This window comes from Pseudomonas sp. LAMO17WK12:I10, assembly GCF_900215185.1.
In the GTDB taxonomy this organism is placed as follows: Bacteria; Pseudomonadota; Gammaproteobacteria; order Pseudomonadales; family Pseudomonadaceae; genus Aquipseudomonas; species Aquipseudomonas chlororaphis.
The window spans coordinates 326,459-343,361 of record NZ_OBDX01000002.1; the positions used below are offsets into that span (position 1 = coordinate 326,459).

Annotated in this window: 20 protein-coding genes; 11 read left to right on the forward strand and 9 right to left on the reverse strand. The window is 62.7% G+C overall.

The genetic code is table 11. The features are described 5' to 3' along the window. Positions 1-117: 117 nt before the first annotated feature. Entirely contained in the window at positions 118-1,683 is a 1,566-nt protein-coding gene (locus CRO75_RS03750; RefSeq protein WP_009042705.1) for a sigma-54-dependent phenylalanine hydroxylase transcriptional regulator PhhR, read from the reverse strand. Positions 1,684-1,988: 305 nt separating this feature from the next. Here CRO75_RS03750 and phhA point away from each other — a divergent pair, with 305 nt between their 5' ends. The 6 genes from phhA to CRO75_RS03775 all read left to right on the forward strand — a co-directional run bounded on the left by phhA (position 1,989) and on the right by CRO75_RS03775 (position 6,332). After that, positions 1,989-2,780 carry a phenylalanine 4-monooxygenase gene (gene phhA, locus CRO75_RS03755; RefSeq protein WP_009042704.1) on the forward strand — a complete coding sequence of 264 codons (792 nt, stop codon included), beginning with the start codon at positions 1,989-1,991 and terminating at the stop codon, positions 2,778-2,780. Between the two features lie 69 nt (positions 2,781-2,849). Next, positions 2,850-3,206, forward strand: a complete 357-nt coding sequence (locus CRO75_RS03760) for a 4a-hydroxytetrahydrobiopterin dehydratase (protein WP_009042703.1) — start codon at positions 2,850-2,852, stop codon at positions 3,204-3,206. Continuing rightward, positions 3,206-4,399 (forward strand): amino acid aminotransferase, encoded by a 1,194-nt coding sequence (locus CRO75_RS03765; RefSeq protein ID WP_097134472.1) that lies wholly within the window; start codon positions 3,206-3,208, stop codon positions 4,397-4,399. The genes CRO75_RS03760 and CRO75_RS03765 overlap by 1 nt, the downstream gene beginning before the upstream one ends. 224 nt (positions 4,400-4,623) lie before the next feature. Then, on the forward strand, positions 4,624-4,755 hold the full coding sequence (locus CRO75_RS33505; protein WP_007930094.1) for a hypothetical protein: 132 nt from the start codon (positions 4,624-4,626) through the stop codon (positions 4,753-4,755). An 81-nt stretch (positions 4,756-4,836) separates the two neighbouring features. Then, a complete protein-coding gene (locus CRO75_RS03770) occupies positions 4,837-5,019 on the forward strand; it encodes a hypothetical protein (protein ID WP_053277930.1) in 183 nt (60 codons plus the stop codon). Positions 5,020-5,132: 113 nt separating this feature from the next. Beyond that, a complete protein-coding gene (locus CRO75_RS03775) occupies positions 5,133-6,332 on the forward strand; it encodes an MFS transporter (RefSeq protein WP_097134473.1) in 1,200 nt (399 codons plus the stop codon). Here CRO75_RS03775 and arfB read toward each other — a convergent pair. From arfB to CRO75_RS32495, 3 genes are all read right to left on the reverse strand, one after another. Further along, entirely contained in the window at positions 6,329-6,742 is a 414-nt protein-coding gene (gene arfB / locus CRO75_RS03780; RefSeq protein WP_007930091.1) for an alternative ribosome rescue aminoacyl-tRNA hydrolase ArfB, read from the reverse strand. The two genes, CRO75_RS03775 and arfB, sit on opposite strands and share 4 nt — an antisense overlap. 104 nt (positions 6,743-6,846) lie before the next feature. Continuing rightward, positions 6,847-8,268, reverse strand: coding sequence for an amino acid permease (locus CRO75_RS03785; RefSeq protein WP_007930090.1), 1,422 nt, complete (start codon positions 8,266-8,268; stop codon positions 6,847-6,849). Between the two features lie 731 nt (positions 8,269-8,999). Next, positions 9,000-9,236, reverse strand: a complete 237-nt coding sequence (locus CRO75_RS32495) for a hypothetical protein (protein ID WP_143503883.1) — start codon at positions 9,234-9,236, stop codon at positions 9,000-9,002. Positions 9,237-9,324: 88 nt separating this feature from the next. On the opposite strand from CRO75_RS32495, the gene CRO75_RS32960 reads away from it, so the two are divergent. Continuing rightward, entirely contained in the window at positions 9,325-9,462 is a 138-nt protein-coding gene (locus tag CRO75_RS32960) for a hypothetical protein (protein ID WP_007930088.1), read from the forward strand. A 70-nt stretch (positions 9,463-9,532) separates the two neighbouring features. Further along, complete coding sequence (locus CRO75_RS03790; protein ID WP_097134474.1) at positions 9,533-10,492, forward strand: leucyl aminopeptidase; 960 nt, start codon at positions 9,533-9,535, stop codon at positions 10,490-10,492. A gap of 92 nt (positions 10,493-10,584) precedes the next feature. On the opposite strand, the gene rluB is transcribed toward CRO75_RS03790, so the two are convergent. From rluB to CRO75_RS03815, 5 genes are all read right to left on the reverse strand, one after another. Next, positions 10,585-11,799, reverse strand: a complete 1,215-nt coding sequence (rluB, locus tag CRO75_RS03795) for a 23S rRNA pseudouridine(2605) synthase RluB (protein ID WP_097134475.1) — start codon at positions 11,797-11,799, stop codon at positions 10,585-10,587. Between the two features lie 194 nt (positions 11,800-11,993). After that, positions 11,994-13,058, reverse strand: coding sequence for an SMC-Scp complex subunit ScpB (scpB, locus tag CRO75_RS03800; RefSeq protein WP_097134476.1), 1,065 nt, complete (start codon positions 13,056-13,058; stop codon positions 11,994-11,996). Positions 13,059-13,070: 12 nt separating this feature from the next. Beyond that, positions 13,071-13,769, reverse strand: coding sequence for a ScpA family protein (locus tag CRO75_RS03805; protein ID WP_172962981.1), 699 nt, complete (start codon positions 13,767-13,769; stop codon positions 13,071-13,073). A 120-nt stretch (positions 13,770-13,889) separates the two neighbouring features. Beyond that, entirely contained in the window at positions 13,890-14,519 is a 630-nt protein-coding gene (locus CRO75_RS03810) for an L-threonylcarbamoyladenylate synthase (protein ID WP_009042694.1), read from the reverse strand. A gap of 13 nt (positions 14,520-14,532) precedes the next feature. After that, entirely contained in the window at positions 14,533-15,396 is an 864-nt protein-coding gene (locus CRO75_RS03815) for a PHP domain-containing protein (RefSeq protein WP_085530131.1), read from the reverse strand. A gap of 87 nt (positions 15,397-15,483) precedes the next feature. On the opposite strand from CRO75_RS03815, the gene CRO75_RS03820 reads away from it, so the two are divergent. The 3 genes from CRO75_RS03820 (at position 15,484) to CRO75_RS03830 (ending at position 16,902) form a co-directional block, all read left to right on the forward strand. Further along, entirely contained in the window at positions 15,484-16,080 is a 597-nt protein-coding gene (locus tag CRO75_RS03820; RefSeq protein ID WP_009042692.1) for a septation protein A, read from the forward strand. A 1-nt stretch (position 16,081) separates the two neighbouring features. Continuing rightward, on the forward strand, positions 16,082-16,381 hold the full coding sequence (locus tag CRO75_RS03825) for a YciI family protein (RefSeq protein ID WP_007930077.1): 300 nt from the start codon (positions 16,082-16,084) through the stop codon (positions 16,379-16,381). Positions 16,382-16,491: 110 nt separating this feature from the next. Further along, complete coding sequence (locus tag CRO75_RS03830; protein WP_097134477.1) at positions 16,492-16,902, forward strand: translation initiation factor 2; 411 nt, start codon at positions 16,492-16,494, stop codon at positions 16,900-16,902. Position 16,903: the final 1 nt, after the last annotated feature.

A 16,903-nucleotide genomic window follows, 5' to 3' on the forward strand; every position in this document is an offset into this window, starting at 1 on the left:
GCGATCGAGGCCGCAGGACTCGCAAGACTGGCAACGCATGACCTCGACCCGATCGCAGACTTAAGGTCTGGCGCCTGCTACGCAGCCGATCGCAGCCTGCGGCAGCGGCTACAGGATTCAGCTTTCGTCGGCGTTCTTGCCGACTTCGTATTCGCGCAGTTTGTTGGCGATGGTGGTGTGCGACACGCCCAGGCGCTTGCCGAGCTGACGGCTGCTGGGGTGCTCGGAATACAGGCGTTCGAGCACCGCCTTTTCGAAGCGCCCGACGATGTCGTCGAGCCCGCCTTCCAGGGAGAAGTCACCAAGGGGTTGGCGCACGCCATAGTCCGGCAGGCGAATGTGCTCGGCCTTGACCGTGCCGCCGTCGCACAGGGACACCGCCTGGAACAGCACGTTTTCCAGCTGCCGCACGTTGCCCGGCCAGTGGTAATGACTGAGGCGCTCCATGGCCGCCGGCGCCAGCCTGGGCAAGGCGCAGCCGATCTGCCGGCTGGCCTGGTCGAGGAAGTGCTCCACCAGCGGTGTCAGGCCGTCGAGGCACTCGCGCAGCGGCGGGATGTGCAACGACAGGACGTTGAGGCGGTGATACAGGTCCTGGCGGAACTCGCCGCGGGCGCACAGCTCGGACAGGTCGACCTGGGTCGCACAGATCACCCGCACGTCCAGGTACACCTCTTCGTCGCTGCCAACCCGACGGAAGCAGCCGTCCTGCAGAAAGCGCAGGAGCTTGACCTGCAAGCGCGGGCTCATCTCCCCCACCCCATCGAGAAACAGCGTGCCGCCGGCGGTCAGTTCCAGCAGCCCGAGCTTGCCTTCGGCCCGCGCGCCTTCGAAGGCCCCCGGCCCGTAGCCGAACAGCTCAGTCTCGGCCATGGATTCCGGCAGGCCGGCGCAGTTGAGCGCCATCAGCGGAGATTGCCCGCGCGGGCTGGCCAGGTGGCAGGCACGCGCCAGCAGTTCCTTGCCGGTGCCGGTCTCGCCCTCGATCAGCAGCGGCGCGTCCAACGGTGCCATGCGCCGCGCTTCGCGGACCACCGCGGCCATGACTTTCGAACTCTGGAAGATGCTGTCGAAGCCGCGCAGTTCCTGCTTGCGCACGTTGTAGATGCGCTCGCCGACCCGGTCCGCGCGGTGCAGCGTCAGCACCGCGCCGGCCATGGCCTCGCTGTCGTCGTGCTCCGATTGCAGCGGTGCGATGTCCGCCAGAAACACGTCACCCTTGACCTTGACCCGCAGGCCGTTGATCCGCGACTTGTTGGCCCGCACCAGTTCCGGCAGGTCGAAATCCTCGGCATAGCGCGACAGCGGAATCCCCGGCACCTCGTCCACCCGCACGCCCAACAGCTGCGCCGCCGCGCGGTTGGCGGCGACGATGGAGCCGCCCATGTCGATGGACAACACCGGAAACTCCAGGGCCCCGAGCAAGGCATTGAGTTCCATGTGCCGCCGCTCGCTGGGCATCAGCCCAACGCGCTTGACCCCGAACACCCCGGCGATCGACTCGAACTTCGGTCGCAATGCCTGGAACTGCAGATTGATCAGGTTCGGGCAATGCAGGTAGATGGCATTGCCATGTTCGCCGCCCACCTCCCCCCGGGCCACGTTGATGCCGTATTCCACCAGCAGGTTGAGAATGTCGCGCAGGATGCCGATGCGATTCTGGCAGTGGACTTTGATACGCATAGAAGGAAGGCCCGAGACAGGTAATGGAGGGCGTGAATGCCAGAAAGCGGCGTTTTTGGCACCGTCCGACAGGAACTTTCTGCGGTGTGACGCAGATAATCGTCAAGATTATGTGACAGTCGCCGGCCTTTTCAAATCGACTATTCTCAGTATTAGCGGTCCCGCGATGCTTTCGTAACGAAAACTTTACGAAATCAGCCCTGATCCGCCCATTACGTTCACGTCAACCTGCTGCATGGGCTGCAACCTTGGGTTATCTCTAGCGTCAACTGATAACAAGAAGCAGCCCCTGACAGGAGAGCAGCATGAAGCAGACGCAGTACGTGGCCCGCGAGCCCGACGCGCAAGGTTTTATCCACTACCCCGATGAAGAACACGCGGTGTGGAACACCCTGATCACCCGTCAGCTGAAAGTGATCGAGGGTCGCGCGTGCCAGGAATACCTGGACGGCATCGAGAAACTCGGCCTGCCCCACGACCGCATCCCGCAGCTGGGCGAAATCAACAAGGTGCTGAGCGCAACCACCGGCTGGCAGGTAGCCCGGGTGCCAGCGCTGATCCCCTTCCAGACCTTCTTCGAATTGCTCGCCAGCAAACAGTTTCCGGTCGCGACCTTTATTCGTACCCGCGAAGAACTGGACTACCTGCAAGAGCCGGACATCTTCCACGAGATCTTTGGCCACTGCCCGCTGCTGACCAACCCCTGGTTCGCCGAATTCACCCATACCTACGGCAAGCTCGGCCTGCAGGCCACCAAGGAAGAACGGGTGTACCTGGCGCGCCTGTACTGGATGACCATCGAATTCGGCCTGCTGGACACCCCGCAAGGCCAGCGCATCTACGGCGGCGGCATCCTCTCCTCGCCGAAGGAAACCGTCTACTGCCTGTCGGACGTGCCCGAGCACCAGGCCTTCGACCCGCTGGAAGCGATGCGCACCCCGTACCGCATCGATATCCTGCAACCCATCTACTTTGTGCTGCCCAACCTCAAGCGCCTGTTCGACCTGGCCCATGAAGACATCATGGCCCTGGTGCACCAGGGCATGCAGATGGGCCTGCACGCACCCAAGTTTCCGCCCAAACCCAAGGCGGCCTGAGCACCCTGCCCTCGCGCGGCGCTCATAAAACCCGTAATTTCCAACAAGAACCGACTTCAGGAACCCACCATGACCGCTCTCAACCAAGCCCATTGCGAAGCCTGCCGCGCCGATGCTCCACAAGTCAGCGACGAAGAACTGCCGGTACTGATCAAGCAGATCCCCGACTGGAACATCGAAGTGCGCGATGGCGTCATGCAACTGGAAAAAGTCTTCCTGTTCAAAAACTTCAAGTTCGCCCTGGCCTTTACCAACGCAATAGGTGAAATTTCCGAGGCAGAAGGTCATCATCCTGGCCTGCTCACCGAATGGGGCAAGGTCACCGTGACCTGGTGGAGCCACTCCATCAAGGGCCTGCACCGCAACGACTTCATCATGGCCGCCCGCACCGACGAAGTGGCCAAGACCGCAGAAGGACGCAAGTAATGCATTTCGACGCCATAGGCCGAGTACCCGGCGACCCGATTCTTGGCCTGATGGAGGCCTATGCGTCGGACTGCAACCCACGCAAGTTCGACCTCGGCGTCGGTGTCTACAAGGATTCCCAGGGCCTGACGCCGATCCCCCGGTCGGTCAAGCTGGCCGAGCAGCGCCTGGTCGACCGGCAGACCACCAAGATCTACATCGGCGGCCACGGCGACGCGGCCTTTGGCAAGGTGATCAATGAACTGGTGCTGGGCGCCGATTCGCAGCTGATCGCCGAACGCCGCGCCGGCGCCACCCAGACCCCAGGCGGCACCGGCGCGCTGCGCCTGAGCGCCGACTTCATCGCCCACTGCCTGCCGGGCCGTGGCGTGTGGTTGAGCAACCCGACCTGGCCGATACACGAAACCATCTTTGCCGCCGCCGGCATCCCGGTCAGCCACTACCCTTACGTCGGCAGCGACAACCGCCTCGACGTCGAGGCCATGCTGGCGACCCTGAACCAGGTGCCCAAGGGCGACGTGGTGCTGTTGCACGCTTGCTGCCACAACCCCACCGGTTTCGACCTGAGCCACGATGACTGGCATCGGGTGCTGGACGTGGTGCGCAGCCGCCACCTGCTGCCGCTGATCGACTTCGCCTACCAGGGCTTCGGCGACGGCCTGGAGCAGGATGCCTGGGCGGTACGGCTGTTCGCGGCCGAACTGCCCGAGCTGCTGATCACCAGTTCCTGCTCGAAGAACTTCGGCCTGTACCGCGACCGCACCGGCGCGCTGATCGTCTGCACCCGGGACGCGGAAAAGCTGCTGGACGTACGCAGCCAACTGGCCCACATCGCCCGCAACCTGTGGTCCACCCCACCGGATCACGGCGCCGCGGTGGTCGCCACCATCCTCGGCGACCCGGAGCTGAAAAGCCTCTGGGCCGACGAAGTGGAAGCCATGCGCCTGCGCATCGCGCAGTTGCGTTCAGGCCTGGTGGAGGCGCTGCAACCCTTCGGCCTGGCCGAGCGCTTCGCCCACATTGGCGTGCAACGCGGGATGTTCTCCTACACCGGCCTGACGCCGGAACAGGTCGGCAAACTGCGCGATCAGCACAGCGTGTACATGGTCAGCTCCGGGCGGGCCAACGTCGCTGGCATCGACGCCACCCGCCTGGACCTGTTGGCCGAAGCCATCGCCGCAGTCTGCAAGTGACACCCTGATCGCGAGCAAGCTCGCTCTTACAAGCAGGTGCTTTTGTAGGAGCGAGCTTGCTCGCGATGCTCTTCAACGATCCCCCGCCCGATGAAACTCCTTTCATCCTAAAAGCCGTGATAAAAATCTTTTTGTCATTTCCGGTGCTGTATCCTGCCCAGGCTTTTTAAAAGCGCGGATCTACCCAGCGATTTAAAAAACAGACCTTGCGAGGAGCAACGAACATGCACGAGATTCCTAATCTCCCCTTCCCAAGCCTGCACGAAACTGAGCAGACAACCCCGCAACAAGCCGGCGCCCAACAGCCCGAGCCGAAAGAAGCCGCACCCGGTCACAAGGCCGACAGCGAAGACTGACCGCAACACCCAGACCGTGTGGAAAGCGCTCTTTGATGCGCTTTCCACACCGCCTGAAACCCGCTTTCGAGAACCGCCTCCATGACCGACGCCTTCAGCGAAACCCAAGCCAGTGTTTTGATCGGCACCGCCGAAAAGATGATCGAGATCTGGAACCGCCTGACGCCGGAAAAACAGGCCGCCCTGCTGGCGCGCTTCGGCACCCAGGAAAACGCCCTGGCCGCCCTGGTCACCACGCAATTGCTGGCCCCAGCCCAAGCCTGACCCCGCGACGCGCAAAAACTTGCGCCAGAACATCGATTTCTCCACCTGAATCGTTTCAAGCCTCGGTATCATAAGCAGCCTATCTATCTCTGCCGCGCCCGTGGACCTTTCCCATGCCAGATACCCAGCGCCCCTTGGCGGTCACGCTGCAAGTCGTCTCCATCGTCCTTTTCACCTTTATCGGCTACCTGAACATTGGCATCCCCCTGGCCGTGCTGCCGGGCTACGTGCACAGCGAGCTGGGCTTCGGCGCGGTGATCGCCGGGCTGGTGATCAGCGTGCAATACCTGGCCACCCTGCTCAGCCGCCCCTATGCCGGGAAGATCATCGACAACCTCGGCAGCAAGCGCGCGGTGATGTACGGCCTGGCCGGCTGCGGCCTGAGCGGTGTGTTCATGCTGTTGTCGGCATGGCTGCACAGCCTGCCGGTGCTGAGCCTGGCCAGCCTGCTGGTCGGGCGCCTAGTGCTGGGCAGCGCCGAGAGCCTGGTGGGCTCGGGCTCCATCGGCTGGGGCATCGGCCGCGTCGGCGCACAGAACACCGCCAAGGTGATTTCCTGGAACGGCATCGCCAGCTATGGCGCGCTGGCCGTCGGCGCGCCGCTGGGGGTGCTGCTGGTGGATCGCCTGGGACTGTGGAGCATGGGCGTGAGCATCATCCTCCTGGCGCTCCTCGGCCTGGCGCTGGCCTGGCCGAAACGGGCGGCGCCGATCGTCGCCGGTGAGCGCCTGCCATTTATCCATGTCCTGGGCCGGGTATTCCCCCACGGCTGCGGCCTGGCCCTGGGCTCGATCGGCTTTGGCACCATCGCCACCTTCATCACCCTGTATTACGCCACCCAGAACTGGTCCAACGCGGTGCTGTGCCTGAGCCTGTTCGGCGCCAGCTTTATCGGCGCGCGCCTGCTGTTCGGCAACCTGATCAACCGCCTCGGCGGCTTTCGCGTGGCGATCGCCTGCCTGTCGGTGGAAACCCTCGGCCTGCTGCTGTTGTGGCTGGCGCCGGATGCCCATTGGGCCCTGGCCGGCACGGCGCTGAGCGGCTTCGGCTTCTCCCTGGTGTTCCCGGCGCTGGGGGTGGAAGCGGTCAACCTGGTTCCCGCCTCCAGCCGTGGCGCGGCGGTGGGTGCCTATTCGCTGTTCATCGACCTGTCGCTGGGGATCACCGGACCGCTGGCCGGGGCGATCGCCGCCGGTTTCGGCTTTGCCTCGATCTTCCTGTTCGCCGCCCTCGCCGCCTGCAGCGGTTTGCTGCTGAGCCTCTACCTGTACCGCCAGGCACCGAAGTATCGCGAGGAGCGCGGCGAGCGTTAGTAGTCGACCTTGCCGCGGCCGGCCTTGATGTTGCCGCGCTTGCTCTTGGACTCCAGGCGCCGGGTCTTCGAACCCAGGGTCGGCTTGGTCGGCCGGCGCTTCTTCTCCACCTTGATGGCGCCGAGGATCAGCTCCACCAGACGCTCCAGGGCATCGGCGCGGTTCTGTTCCTGGGTGCGGTATTGCTGGGCCTTGATGACGATCACCCCGTCGCTGGTGATGCGACTGTCGCGCAGCGCCAGCAGCCGCTCCTTGTAGAACGGCGGCAGCGACGAGGCCGGAATGTCGAAGCGCAGGTGCACCGCGCTGGAAACCTTGTTGACGTTCTGCCCACCCGCGCCTTGCGCGCGAATGGCGGTCAACTCGATCTCGGCATCCGGCAGATGCACGTTGTTGGAAATCACCAGCATGGAAAAGACATCCGCTTTCAGGGCGTTCAGGATACCGCGCCTGCGGATTTGCAGCGCCCACAAAAAACCCGGCCGAAGCCGGGTTTTCCGTTACTGCGCGAGCCTCACTTCAGCGAAGCGTTGGCCGCCTGCAGGCTGTGCTGCGCGCTGCGCTTGTTCTTGATGCCGTAGCAGACCCACATGAAGGCGACCCACACCGGAATCGCGTACACCGAGATCTGGATGCCCGGAATCATCAGCATGATACCGAGGATGAACACCACGAACGCCAGGCAGACGTAGTTGCCGTAGGGATACCACAGCGCCTTGAACAGCGGCGATTGTTTCGTGCGGTTCATGTGCTGGCGGAACTTGAAGTGCGAGTAACTGATCATCGCCCAGTTGATCACCAGGGTCGCGACCACCAGCGACATCAGCAGCTCCAGGGCGTGCTGTGGGATCAGGTAGTTGAGCACCACGGCGACGAAGGTCACCACCGCCGAGGCCAGGATCGACATCACCGGCACGCCGCGCTTGTCGATCTTCGCCAGGACTTTCGGCGCGTCGCCCTGTTCGGCCATGCCCAGCAGCATGCGGCTGTTGCAGTAGGTGCCGCTGTTGTACACCGACAAGGCCGCGGTCAGGACCACGAAGTTGAGGATATGCGCCGCGGTATCGCTGCCCAGCATCGAGAACACCTGGACGAACGGGCTGCCGCTGTAGGCATCGCCGGAGGCATTCAGGGTCTCCAGCAGGCTGTTCCATGGGGTCAGGGACAACAGCACGACCAGGGCACCGATGTAGAAAATCAGGATGCGGTAGATCACCTGGTTGATGGCCTTGGGAATCACGGTCTTCGGCTTGTCGGCCTCGGCCGCGGTAAACCCGAGCATCTCCAGGCCGCCGAAGGAGAACATGATGATCGCCATGGCCATCACCAGGCCGCTGACGCCATTGGGGAAGAACCCGCCGTGTTCCCACAGGTTGCTCACCGAAGCCTGCGGGCCGCCGTGACCGCTGACCAGCAGGTAGCTGCCCAGGGCGATCATGCCGACGATGGCCACCACCTTGATGATCGCGAACCAGAACTCGGCTTCACCGAAGACTTTGACGTTGGCCAGGTTGATCAGGTTGATCAGCACGAAGAACGCCGCGGCCGAAGCCCAGGTCGGCACGTCCGGCCACCAGTAGTGCACGTACTTGCCGACCGCGGTCAGCTCCGACATACCCACCAGGATGTACAGAATCCAGCAGTTCCAGCCCGACAGGAAACCGGCGAAACCGCCCCAGTACTTGTGCGCGAAATGGCTGAAGGAACCGGCTACCGGCTCTTCGACGATCATCTCGCCGAGCTGGCGCATGATCATGAAGGCGATGAAACCGCAGATGGCATAGCCGAGGATCATCGACGGCCCGGCCGACTTGAGCACGCCGGCGGAGCCCAGGAACAATCCGGTACCGATCGCGCCGCCCAGGGCGATCAGTTGAATATGGCGATTTTTCAGGCCGCGCTTCAGCTCGCCTGAATGCGAGTTTTGTCCACTCATGAAAAGGGTCTCACGCAAGGTTTGATGATGTTCGATAGACGTTGCAGCCGACAGCAGGCTTAAGCAGCGCGGATCAAACCCCAGCGCAGGCACCAGGAGTTCAGCGTTTGTTTAACGGTCATGCGTCACCTGTTTGTTTTTATCTGTGACGAAATCGAACCCACCACGCTTGTGACGCGGCGGAGTGAACAAGGCGGATAGCCTTGAGATTATTGGCCTTGGGAGCGTGTCTCGAGCATTCGAGCCAGGGCTCGTCACGCGTCGAAACCAGTCGTTGGGGCGCAAAATGCGCGGATACGCAGTTGAGTCACAGTTAAAACGCCGCGCATTGTACACCCCTGACTCCCTGCCGCCAGACGCGGCTTATCAGCGCGTCGGGTGCCGGAATCGCACGGGGCCTGCTCGATGCTCGGCATCGGCGGCAAGGTTCGGGACAGACCCGTCGGGGTCGTCGACGAAGGTACGACAGCAATCGCCCTTCGGAGGGAATAGGTTGAGGTGAGCCACGGCGTTCATTGCGCCTCCTTCTTGTTATGCACCTGCACACAGGCATGGGCTGCATCACACCTGCCTTGAGGCCGCGGAACAAGCGGCTTGGAGCCCGGCGGCGAGCTGTATCGAGGCAACAACGGAAGGTTTTTCTTACAGCGCCGAACAAGGGTCGATTCGATGAATCGATAGCGGACTTTTCGTAAGTATTTCTTTACAAGGCGGAACGTATTTTTTCCACCTCAGATCAGTGACATCGGCGACTGCAAATTGACGGCCAGCGCTTTTTTATCTGTCTGCTCGCTCAGCTTTTTGTTTTTTCTTGATAATTTCCCAGCGCAAAAACAGAACAAAAAGTTCATTAAAAATAATTCAATTATTTTTTTGCATTTCAAAAAACCCTGGACTAGGTTTCCAGCCACTTGCCGGACCACACCCCGGCAAGCCGAGCGGCCATATTGAGCAGTTGGGGCTTTCAAGCACTCCCCGTAGAACGCCCGAGCCGTCTCATCGACTGCTTTTATCCGAAACTGCTTTTATCCGAAAAAGTCATCTAGGAGATTCACGATGCAAGCACTGGAAAAAGACTTGGACACTGAACTGCAACTGGACGATTGGTTTGAAGCAGCGACCCACGAGGCCGCGGTGGAAATGATGCAGGCCGACGCGGTAGTACCGTTCGGCACGGCGATGTGGCCTTTGTAAAAAGGGCCTTCAGGCAGGAGCGGCCCGGCGGTCGCCCCTGCCTCCATCCGCTGTCTGTCAGGGAGGATCCATGGACAACACCGCTGCCATCCGGCATTTCCTTTACTACCTCGAACACCACCCGGCCCTGGCCGAGCGCCAGAACGCCAGGGTCCTGATCGGCCACACCGCCGAATACACCGCCACCAGCGCCGCCATCATCGAGCAGGCTGGTGAGCCCTTCAGTTTCACAGCCCTGCGTCTCGACCTCGAACCCACCTCGGCGCTGGCCCAAGCCATCGCCGACTGCGATCTGTATATCTTCTTCTACGACTCCTCCACCCTCTCGCCGCCCCGCCCGCAAGGCCCGGAGTTTATCCAGGCGCTGCAGGGCGTGATGGCCGAGAACTGGAAGAAGTCGCTGCTGTTCAAGGACTACGGCGACTACTTCTACGACACCTTCAGCGTCGAGCCGCAACGCATCGCCGAGCTCAACGCGACCCTGATCCGCCACATGTCCGAGGCCACCACCCTGAGCTTTCGCGACGACCACGGCTCGTACTTCGAAGCGCCGCTGGACAGCATCAAGAAGTGGACCAATATCAACGGCGTGGGCAACTACGACCTGGCGCCCGGAGAAATCGCCAGCCACAGCGAGGCCATCAATGGCCGGGTGAAATTCGTCGGCACCTTCCTCGGCACCATCCCCTTCGCGCGCAAGTACGGCGTGCTGCAATCGCCACTGGAACTGTGGATCGAGAATTCCACCATCAGCCGCATCGCCACCGACGTGCCGGGGCTGGCGGAGGACTTCAACAAATACCTGGATGCCAACCCGTCCAACCGGCGCATCGAGGAGCTGGGCATCGGCACCAACGAAGGGGTGAAAGACCTCTACGCGCGCAATTCGGGTTTCGAGGAGCGCCATTGCGGCCTGCACCTGGGGCTGGGCGGCGGGGCCAAGGGCAGCCATCACCTGGACCTGATCTTTGCCAGCGGGGTGCTGGCGCTGGACGACCAGCCGGTGTTCGATGGCAGGTTTGTGTTCTGAGCCTGCGGCTACATAGAGATAAAGGCAAAAAAAACGCCAACCCTGAGGTTGGCGTTTTTTCTTGTTGCTTACAGCTTGCGGCTCAGGCTGCCTCACTCAGGCTTGCGGCGACCGAAACCCGGACGCTGGCCGGAACCGGCCGGAGCGCCACGGCGCTTGCCCGACGGTGCGTCCTTGTCGACCAGGACAATGCCCGGACGCTTGGACTTCGGCGCTGGCTTGGCCGGGCGCTTGGTGTCGCTCGGACGATCCGCCACTGGCGTACCGCGGCCCGACTCACCCCGACCGGCAGCCGGACGCGGCGCCCGTGGAGCGCGCTCGCCATCCTGGCGTGGCGCGGGCTTGCGGCCCGGACGCTCGCCTTCGATCTGCGGCTCGCGCGACGGGCGCGGGGCACCGGCGGCAGGCGCGCCATGGGCCGGACGCAGGGTCCGCACGCGCTCGCTCTTGCCCACCGGGCGCGAGGATTTGCGCTGCATGCGTTCCAGCTTGTCCTTGCTCTTGGCGTTGAGCTGCGGCATCGCCACCGGCGTCAGGCCAACCTCGGCACTGAGGACGTCCACTTCGTACTGGCTCATTTCGCGCCAGCGGCCCATCGGCAGGTCGGAGTTGAGGAACACCGGACCGAAACGCACGCGCTTCAGGCGGCTGACCACCAGGCCCTGGGATTCCCACAGGCGACGCACTTCACGGTTGCGGCCTTCCATCACCACGCAGTGGTACCAATGGTTGAAACCTTCACCACCGGGCGCCTGCTGGATGTCGGTGAACTTGGCCGGGCCGTCTTCGAGCATCACGCCGGCTTTCAGGCGCTCGATCATCTCGTCGTCGACTTCGCCACGCACACGTACCGCGTACTCACGGTCCATTTCATAGGACGGGTGCATCAGGCGGTTGGCCAGCTCACCGTCGGTGGTGAACATCAGCAGGCCGGTGGTGTTGATGTCGAGGCGACCGATATTGATCCAGCGGCCTTCCCGTGGACGCGGCAGCTTGTCGAACACGGTCGGACGGCCTTCCGGGTCGTCACGGGTGCAGATTTCGCCATCGGGCTTGTTGTACATGATCACGCGGCGGACCGATTCGGACGCCTCTTCGCGCTTGATCACCTTGCCATCGATGGAGATGGCGTCGTGCAGGTCGACGCGCAGGCCAAGGGTGGCCTCTTTGCCATTGACCTTGATCCGGCCCTGGCTGATCCAGGATTCCACGTCACGGCGCGAGCCGACGCCGATACGGGCGAGGACTTTCTGCAGTTTTTCGCCTGCTGGGCCGATTTCCTGGTGGTCTTGCTGATCTTCACTCATCTGGGCACCTCCCGGTGTGTCGATTCAGGCTTGAGCGGCCTGAACGGTAGTAAAAACAGGTCTTGTGGCGAAGGGATCGCCAAAGGGTCGCGAATCATACGCTCATGGCGCCGATTGCGCATCAGAGACTAGCCGATAAATGGTGGCCTGCCGGTTTTTCCGCTGGCCGGTGGCAGCGCAGGCGACGAGGCGTCTCAATCGTCTTCGAGCAGGCGTCTTTCGTTCTCGATGGCCTCGGCCAGCGCCAGGGCTTCGGCCTCTTCGTCGCTCAACTCCGGAGCCGGCGGTTCCAGCGCTGCCACGGCGGCCAGCAGCTTGGCGCGGGCTTCGGCGACGCCGAGCACATCGTCGTCGACCTCGCGCTCCTGTTCATCGTCGACATCCGCTTCGAGCTCGGCCTCGTATTCGGCCGGCGCTTCGGCTTCGGCTTCGGCTTCGGCTTCGGCTTCGGCTTCGGCTTCGATACGAGTGTGCGCTTCGGCGCTGATCTCGGCATCCACCTCGGCGCCGGCAATCACATCGTCCCCGGACGGCTCGACCGCGCCATCGCGATGCAGATCGTCGAAGTCGGTCTTGATCCCCTCCTCCATCGAGTCCAGCTCCAGCAGCAAGGTGTGGAAACTGGTCTCTTCCTTCGGCTCTTCCGGTTCGGCGCTGGCGTCGGCCAGGGCTTGCAGGCTAGCGGGCACCGGCACGTCGTCGAAGTCGAGGACCGGCTCGGTCTCGATCTCGCGCAGCTCGGCCAGCGGCGGCAGGTCGTCGAGGTTCTTCAGGTTGAAGTGATCGAGAAACGCCTTGGTGGTGGCGAACATCGCCGGCTTGCCCGGCACGTCACGGTAGCCGACCACTCGAATCCACTCGCGCTCCAGCAAGGTCTTGACGATCTGGCTGTTGACCGCCACGCCCCGCACGTCCTCGATCTCGCCCCGGGTGATCGGCTGGCGGTAGGCGATCAGCGCCAGGGTCTCCAGCATCGCCCGGGAGTAGCGCTGGGGCCGTTCTTCCCACAGCCGGCCGACCCAGGGCGCGAATTTTTCCCGCACCTGCAGGCGATAACCGGAGGCCACTTCCTTGAGTTCGAAGGCCCGCCCCTCGCAGGACTTGCCCAGAATGGTCAGGGCCTTCTTGAAGACCGCGGGGTCCGGACGCTCGCCTTCCTCGAAAAGTTCGAACAGGCGCTCCATGGATTGCGGTTTTCCCGAGGCCAACAGAAAGGCTTCAAGCAGCGACGCCAGCTCGCGGGGTTCATTCAGATTCATTGTTTCAGCTCGTTATTCGGCTCGCGCCCGCACATGGATAGCCGTGAAGGGCTCATTCTGTACCAGCTCGACCAGGGATTCCTTGACCAGTTCGAGGATCGCCATGAAGGTCACCACCACCCCCAGGCGTCCTTCTTCTGCGGTGAACAGCTCGACAAAGGGCACAAAACCACCGCCCTTGAGCCGCTCCAGCACCTCGCTCATGCGCTCGCGGGTGGACAGCGCCTCGCGGCTGACCTGATGGCTTTCGAACATGTCGCCACGGCGCAGCACCTCGGCCATGGACATCAGCACCTCTTCCAGGGCGACATCCGGCAACAGCTTGCGCGCCCGGGCTTCCGGGGCGTCGAGCTTGGGCACTATGACGTCGCGGCCGACCCGGCTCAGGCCATCGATGCCTTCGGCGGCGGCCTTGAAGCGCTCGTACTCCTGCAGGCGACGGATCAGTTCGGCGCGCGGGTCTTCCTCCTCCTCTTCCACCTCGGCCGAGCGCGGCAACAACATGCGCGACTTGATCTCGGCCAGCATGGCCGCCATCACCAGGTATTCGGCGGCCAGCTCCAGGCGCACCGACTGCATCAATTCGACATAGCCCATGTACTGGCGGGTGATTTCCGCCACCGGGATGTCGAGGATGTCGATGTTCTGTTTGCGGATCAGATACAGCAGCAGGTCGAGCGGGCCTTCGAAGGCTTCGAGAAAGACTTCCAGGGCGTCCGGCGGGATGTACAGGTCCTGCGGCATTTCCATGACCGCCTGGCCGTAGACCATCGCAAAGGGCAGCTCCTGCTGCGCTCCGGCCTGGTCGTCGACGTGTTCCACTGCGGACATTCAGGCCTCGACCATGAAGGGAGCCGGGTCGCCGCAGCCGATACGGATCACTTCCGGCTCGCCATCGGCCAGGTTGATCACGGTGGAGGCCATGATGCCGCCAAAACCGCCGTCGATGATCAGGTCGACCTGATGCTCGAGCAGTTGGCGCATTTCATAAGGATCGTTCATCGGCTCGGTTTCGCCGGGCATGATCAGGCTGACACTCATCAGCGGCTCGCCGAGTTCGGCCAGCAGCGCCAGGGCGATCGGATGGCTTGGCACCCGCAGGCCGATGGTGCGTTTCTTCGGGTGCAGCAACAGCCGCGGCACTTCGCGGGTGGCGTTGAGGATGAAGGTGTAAGGCCCAGGCAGATGCGCCTTGAGCAGGCGAAAGGTGCCGGTATCGATCTTGGCGAACAGGCCCAGCTGCGACAGGTCGCTGCAGATCAGCGCGAAGTTGTGTTTGTCATCCAGTTGCCGCAGGCGCCGCACGCGCTCGACCGCACTCTTGTCGCCGATCTGGCAGCCAATGGCGTAGGACGAGTCGGTCGGGTAAATCACCACGCCCCCTGAGCGGATGATTTCGACAGCCTGTTTGATCAGGCGCGGTTGCGGGTTTTCCGGATGAATCTGGAAAAATTGACTCACATTCTCTACCTGTTCAGACGGCGGCAATAATTGGGTCATGTTTGAACCGACACCAAAGCGGCGGCAGATCCTCCGGAACCGGGCGATACTCGCCTATCTCGGACCAGCCTCCAGGACCATGAAAATCACTGCCGGCGCTCACCAGCAGACCGAACTCCCGAGCAAGGATGGCCAGGCTGCCCACCTGCTCGGCGGGTTGATGGCCGTTGACCACCTCGATCGCGTGGCCACCTGCTTGAATATAGTCGGCAATCAGGCGGCGACGTTTGCTGCGGGTGAAATCGTAATGCCAGGGATGGGCCAGGCTGACCCAGGCCCCCGCCGCGCGCAGCGTCTCGACGGTTTCCTCGAGGGTCGGCCAGTGCTGCTTGACGTCGCCCAGCTTGCCGGCCCCCAGCCATTTGCGAAAAGCCTCGGCGCGGTCCTTCACGAAACCGGCGCGCACCAGGTAATCGGCAAAGTGCGGCCGGGCCGGCGCATTGCCGCTGTCGCCCAGTTCCTGCTGGATCGCCCGGGCCCCTTCGAGGGCGCCCGGCATGCCTTTGAGCGCCAGCTTGCGGCTTATTTCTTCGGACCGCAGCCAGCGACCGTCGTGCAATTTGCCGATGGCTTCGACCAATGACGGCGCATTGACGTCGAAGCCGTAGCCCAGCACATGAATGGTCGCCCCACCCCAGGTGCAGGACAATTCGACGCCATTGACCAGCTGCATGCCCAGTTCCTGGGCCGCGAGGCGAGCCTCGTCGAGGCCTTCCAGGGTGTCATGATCGGTCAGGGCCAGGACTCGCACGCCTTTCTCGAACGCACGCGCAACCAGAGCCGCGGGCGCCAGGGCGCCATCGGAGGCCGTGCTGTGGCAGTGCAAATCAACATTCACGGGACTGTTCAACCTCAAGTCAGCTGGCGCTTTCGCTACCATGGATGTTTGTTATTATGCCGCCACATCCTGCTTCTGGCTGCCACTGTGAAACAATTCATCGACTTCATCCCGCTGTTCCTGTTTTTCATCGTCTACAAAATCGATCCCCGAGTCGTCGACATTGCCGGTCAACAACTGACCGTAGGCGGTATCTACAGCGCCACGGCGGTGTTGATCATCAGCTCCCTGGTGGTCTACGGCGCGCTGTTCATCTCCCAGCGCAAGCTGGAGAAAAGCCAGTGGCTGACCCTGGTCGCCTGCCTGGTGTTCGGTAGCCTGACCCTGGCCTTCCATAGCGAGACCTTCCTCAAGTGGAAGGCGCCGGTGGTCAACTGGCTGTTCGCCCTGGCCTTTATCGGTAGCCACTTCATCGGCGACCGCCTGCTGATCAAGCGCATCATGGGCCACGCGCTGACCCTGCCGGATCCGGTCTGGACCCGCCTGAACATCGCCTGGATCGCCTTCTTCCTGTTCTGCGGCGCCGCCAACCTGTTCGTCGCCTTCACCTTCCAGAGCATCTGGGTCGACTTCAAGGTCTTCGGCAGCCTGGGCATGACCGTGCTGTTCCTGGTCGGCCAGGGCATCTACCTGTCGCGCCATCTTCACGACACCGAACCCACCACGTCGAAAACCGAGGACTGACATGCTTTACGCAATCATTGCTACAGACGTCGCCAACTCCCTGGAAAACCGCCTGGCCGCGCGCCCGGCGCATCTGGAGCGGTTGCAGCAGCTCAAGGCCGAAGGTCGCGTGGTACTGGCCGGGCCACACCCTGCCGTCGACAGCAATGATCCTGGCGCCGCGGGTTTCACCGGCAGCCTGATCGTCGCCGAATTCGACTCGCTGAGCGCCGCCCAGGCCTGGGCCGATGCCGACCCTTACGTCGCCGCCGGTGTCTATGCCAGCGTCGTGGTCAAGCCGTTCAAGCAAGTCCTGCCGTAAATCCTCTCCCGCGCGGTGAACCTTATGGGTTCATCGCGCTCTCAATCGCTCATTATTCTCGTTTGACTGCCGACAACCTGCCCAACACTCGATTGGAATCAGGAGTTGCGATGCGCCAAGGTCTGTTGTGCCTGTTGTTGGTCATGTTAACGATCGGGGCGAGCGCCTCCGCCGAAGAAACCACGGACCCGGGGCATTCCACGTCTTTGTCCCTGAGTGCCGGCAGCCAGATCAGCGAATTGCAGCAGCGCCTCAAAGACAGCGAGCGCCAGCGTGAAGAGTTGACCCGGCAATTGCAGAGCGCCGACAGCGAGCGTGAAAGCGCCCAGCTGAGCCGCCTGCGCCAGGAGAACCAACGCCTCAAGCTGCAACTGCGCGAGGCCCAGGCCAGTTCCGTGCCGCGCCTGCTGACCGAACAGCAACAGTGGTTCGTCACCGGCGCCGGGGTAGCGCTATTGGCCCTGCTCTGCGGTATCTTCGCCAGTGGTGGACATAGAAAGCGTCGACAATGGCTAAATTGAG

What these genes read in the sequence shown, in the direction of transcription:
- CRO75_RS03750 (WP_009042705.1), bottom strand. Translation starts at nt 1,683, where the DNA reads ATGCGTATCAAAGTCCACTGCCAGAATCGCATCGGCATCCTGCGCGAC.
- phhA (WP_009042704.1), top strand. Translation starts at nt 1,989, where the DNA reads ATGAAGCAGACGCAGTACGTGGCCCGCGAGCCCGACGCGCAAGGTTTT.
- CRO75_RS03760 (WP_009042703.1), top strand. Translation starts at nt 2,850, where the DNA reads ATGACCGCTCTCAACCAAGCCCATTGCGAAGCCTGCCGCGCCGATGCT.
- CRO75_RS03765 (WP_097134472.1), top strand. Translation starts at nt 3,206, where the DNA reads ATGCATTTCGACGCCATAGGCCGAGTACCCGGCGACCCGATTCTTGGC.
- CRO75_RS33505 (WP_007930094.1), top strand. Translation starts at nt 4,624, where the DNA reads ATGCACGAGATTCCTAATCTCCCCTTCCCAAGCCTGCACGAAACTGAG.
- CRO75_RS03770 (WP_053277930.1), top strand. Translation starts at nt 4,837, where the DNA reads ATGACCGACGCCTTCAGCGAAACCCAAGCCAGTGTTTTGATCGGCACC.
- CRO75_RS03775 (WP_097134473.1), top strand. Translation starts at nt 5,133, where the DNA reads ATGCCAGATACCCAGCGCCCCTTGGCGGTCACGCTGCAAGTCGTCTCC.
- arfB (WP_007930091.1), bottom strand. Translation starts at nt 6,742, where the DNA reads ATGCTGGTGATTTCCAACAACGTGCATCTGCCGGATGCCGAGATCGAG.
- CRO75_RS03785 (WP_007930090.1), bottom strand. Translation starts at nt 8,268, where the DNA reads ATGAGTGGACAAAACTCGCATTCAGGCGAGCTGAAGCGCGGCCTGAAA.
- CRO75_RS32960 (WP_007930088.1), top strand. Translation starts at nt 9,325, where the DNA reads ATGCAAGCACTGGAAAAAGACTTGGACACTGAACTGCAACTGGACGAT.
- CRO75_RS03790 (WP_097134474.1), top strand. Translation starts at nt 9,533, where the DNA reads ATGGACAACACCGCTGCCATCCGGCATTTCCTTTACTACCTCGAACAC.
- rluB (WP_097134475.1), bottom strand. Translation starts at nt 11,799, where the DNA reads ATGAGTGAAGATCAGCAAGACCACCAGGAAATCGGCCCAGCAGGCGAA.
- scpB (WP_097134476.1), bottom strand. Translation starts at nt 13,058, where the DNA reads ATGAATCTGAATGAACCCCGCGAGCTGGCGTCGCTGCTTGAAGCCTTT.
- CRO75_RS03825 (WP_007930077.1), top strand. Translation starts at nt 16,082, where the DNA reads ATGCTTTACGCAATCATTGCTACAGACGTCGCCAACTCCCTGGAAAAC.
- CRO75_RS03830 (WP_097134477.1), top strand. Translation starts at nt 16,492, where the DNA reads ATGCGCCAAGGTCTGTTGTGCCTGTTGTTGGTCATGTTAACGATCGGG.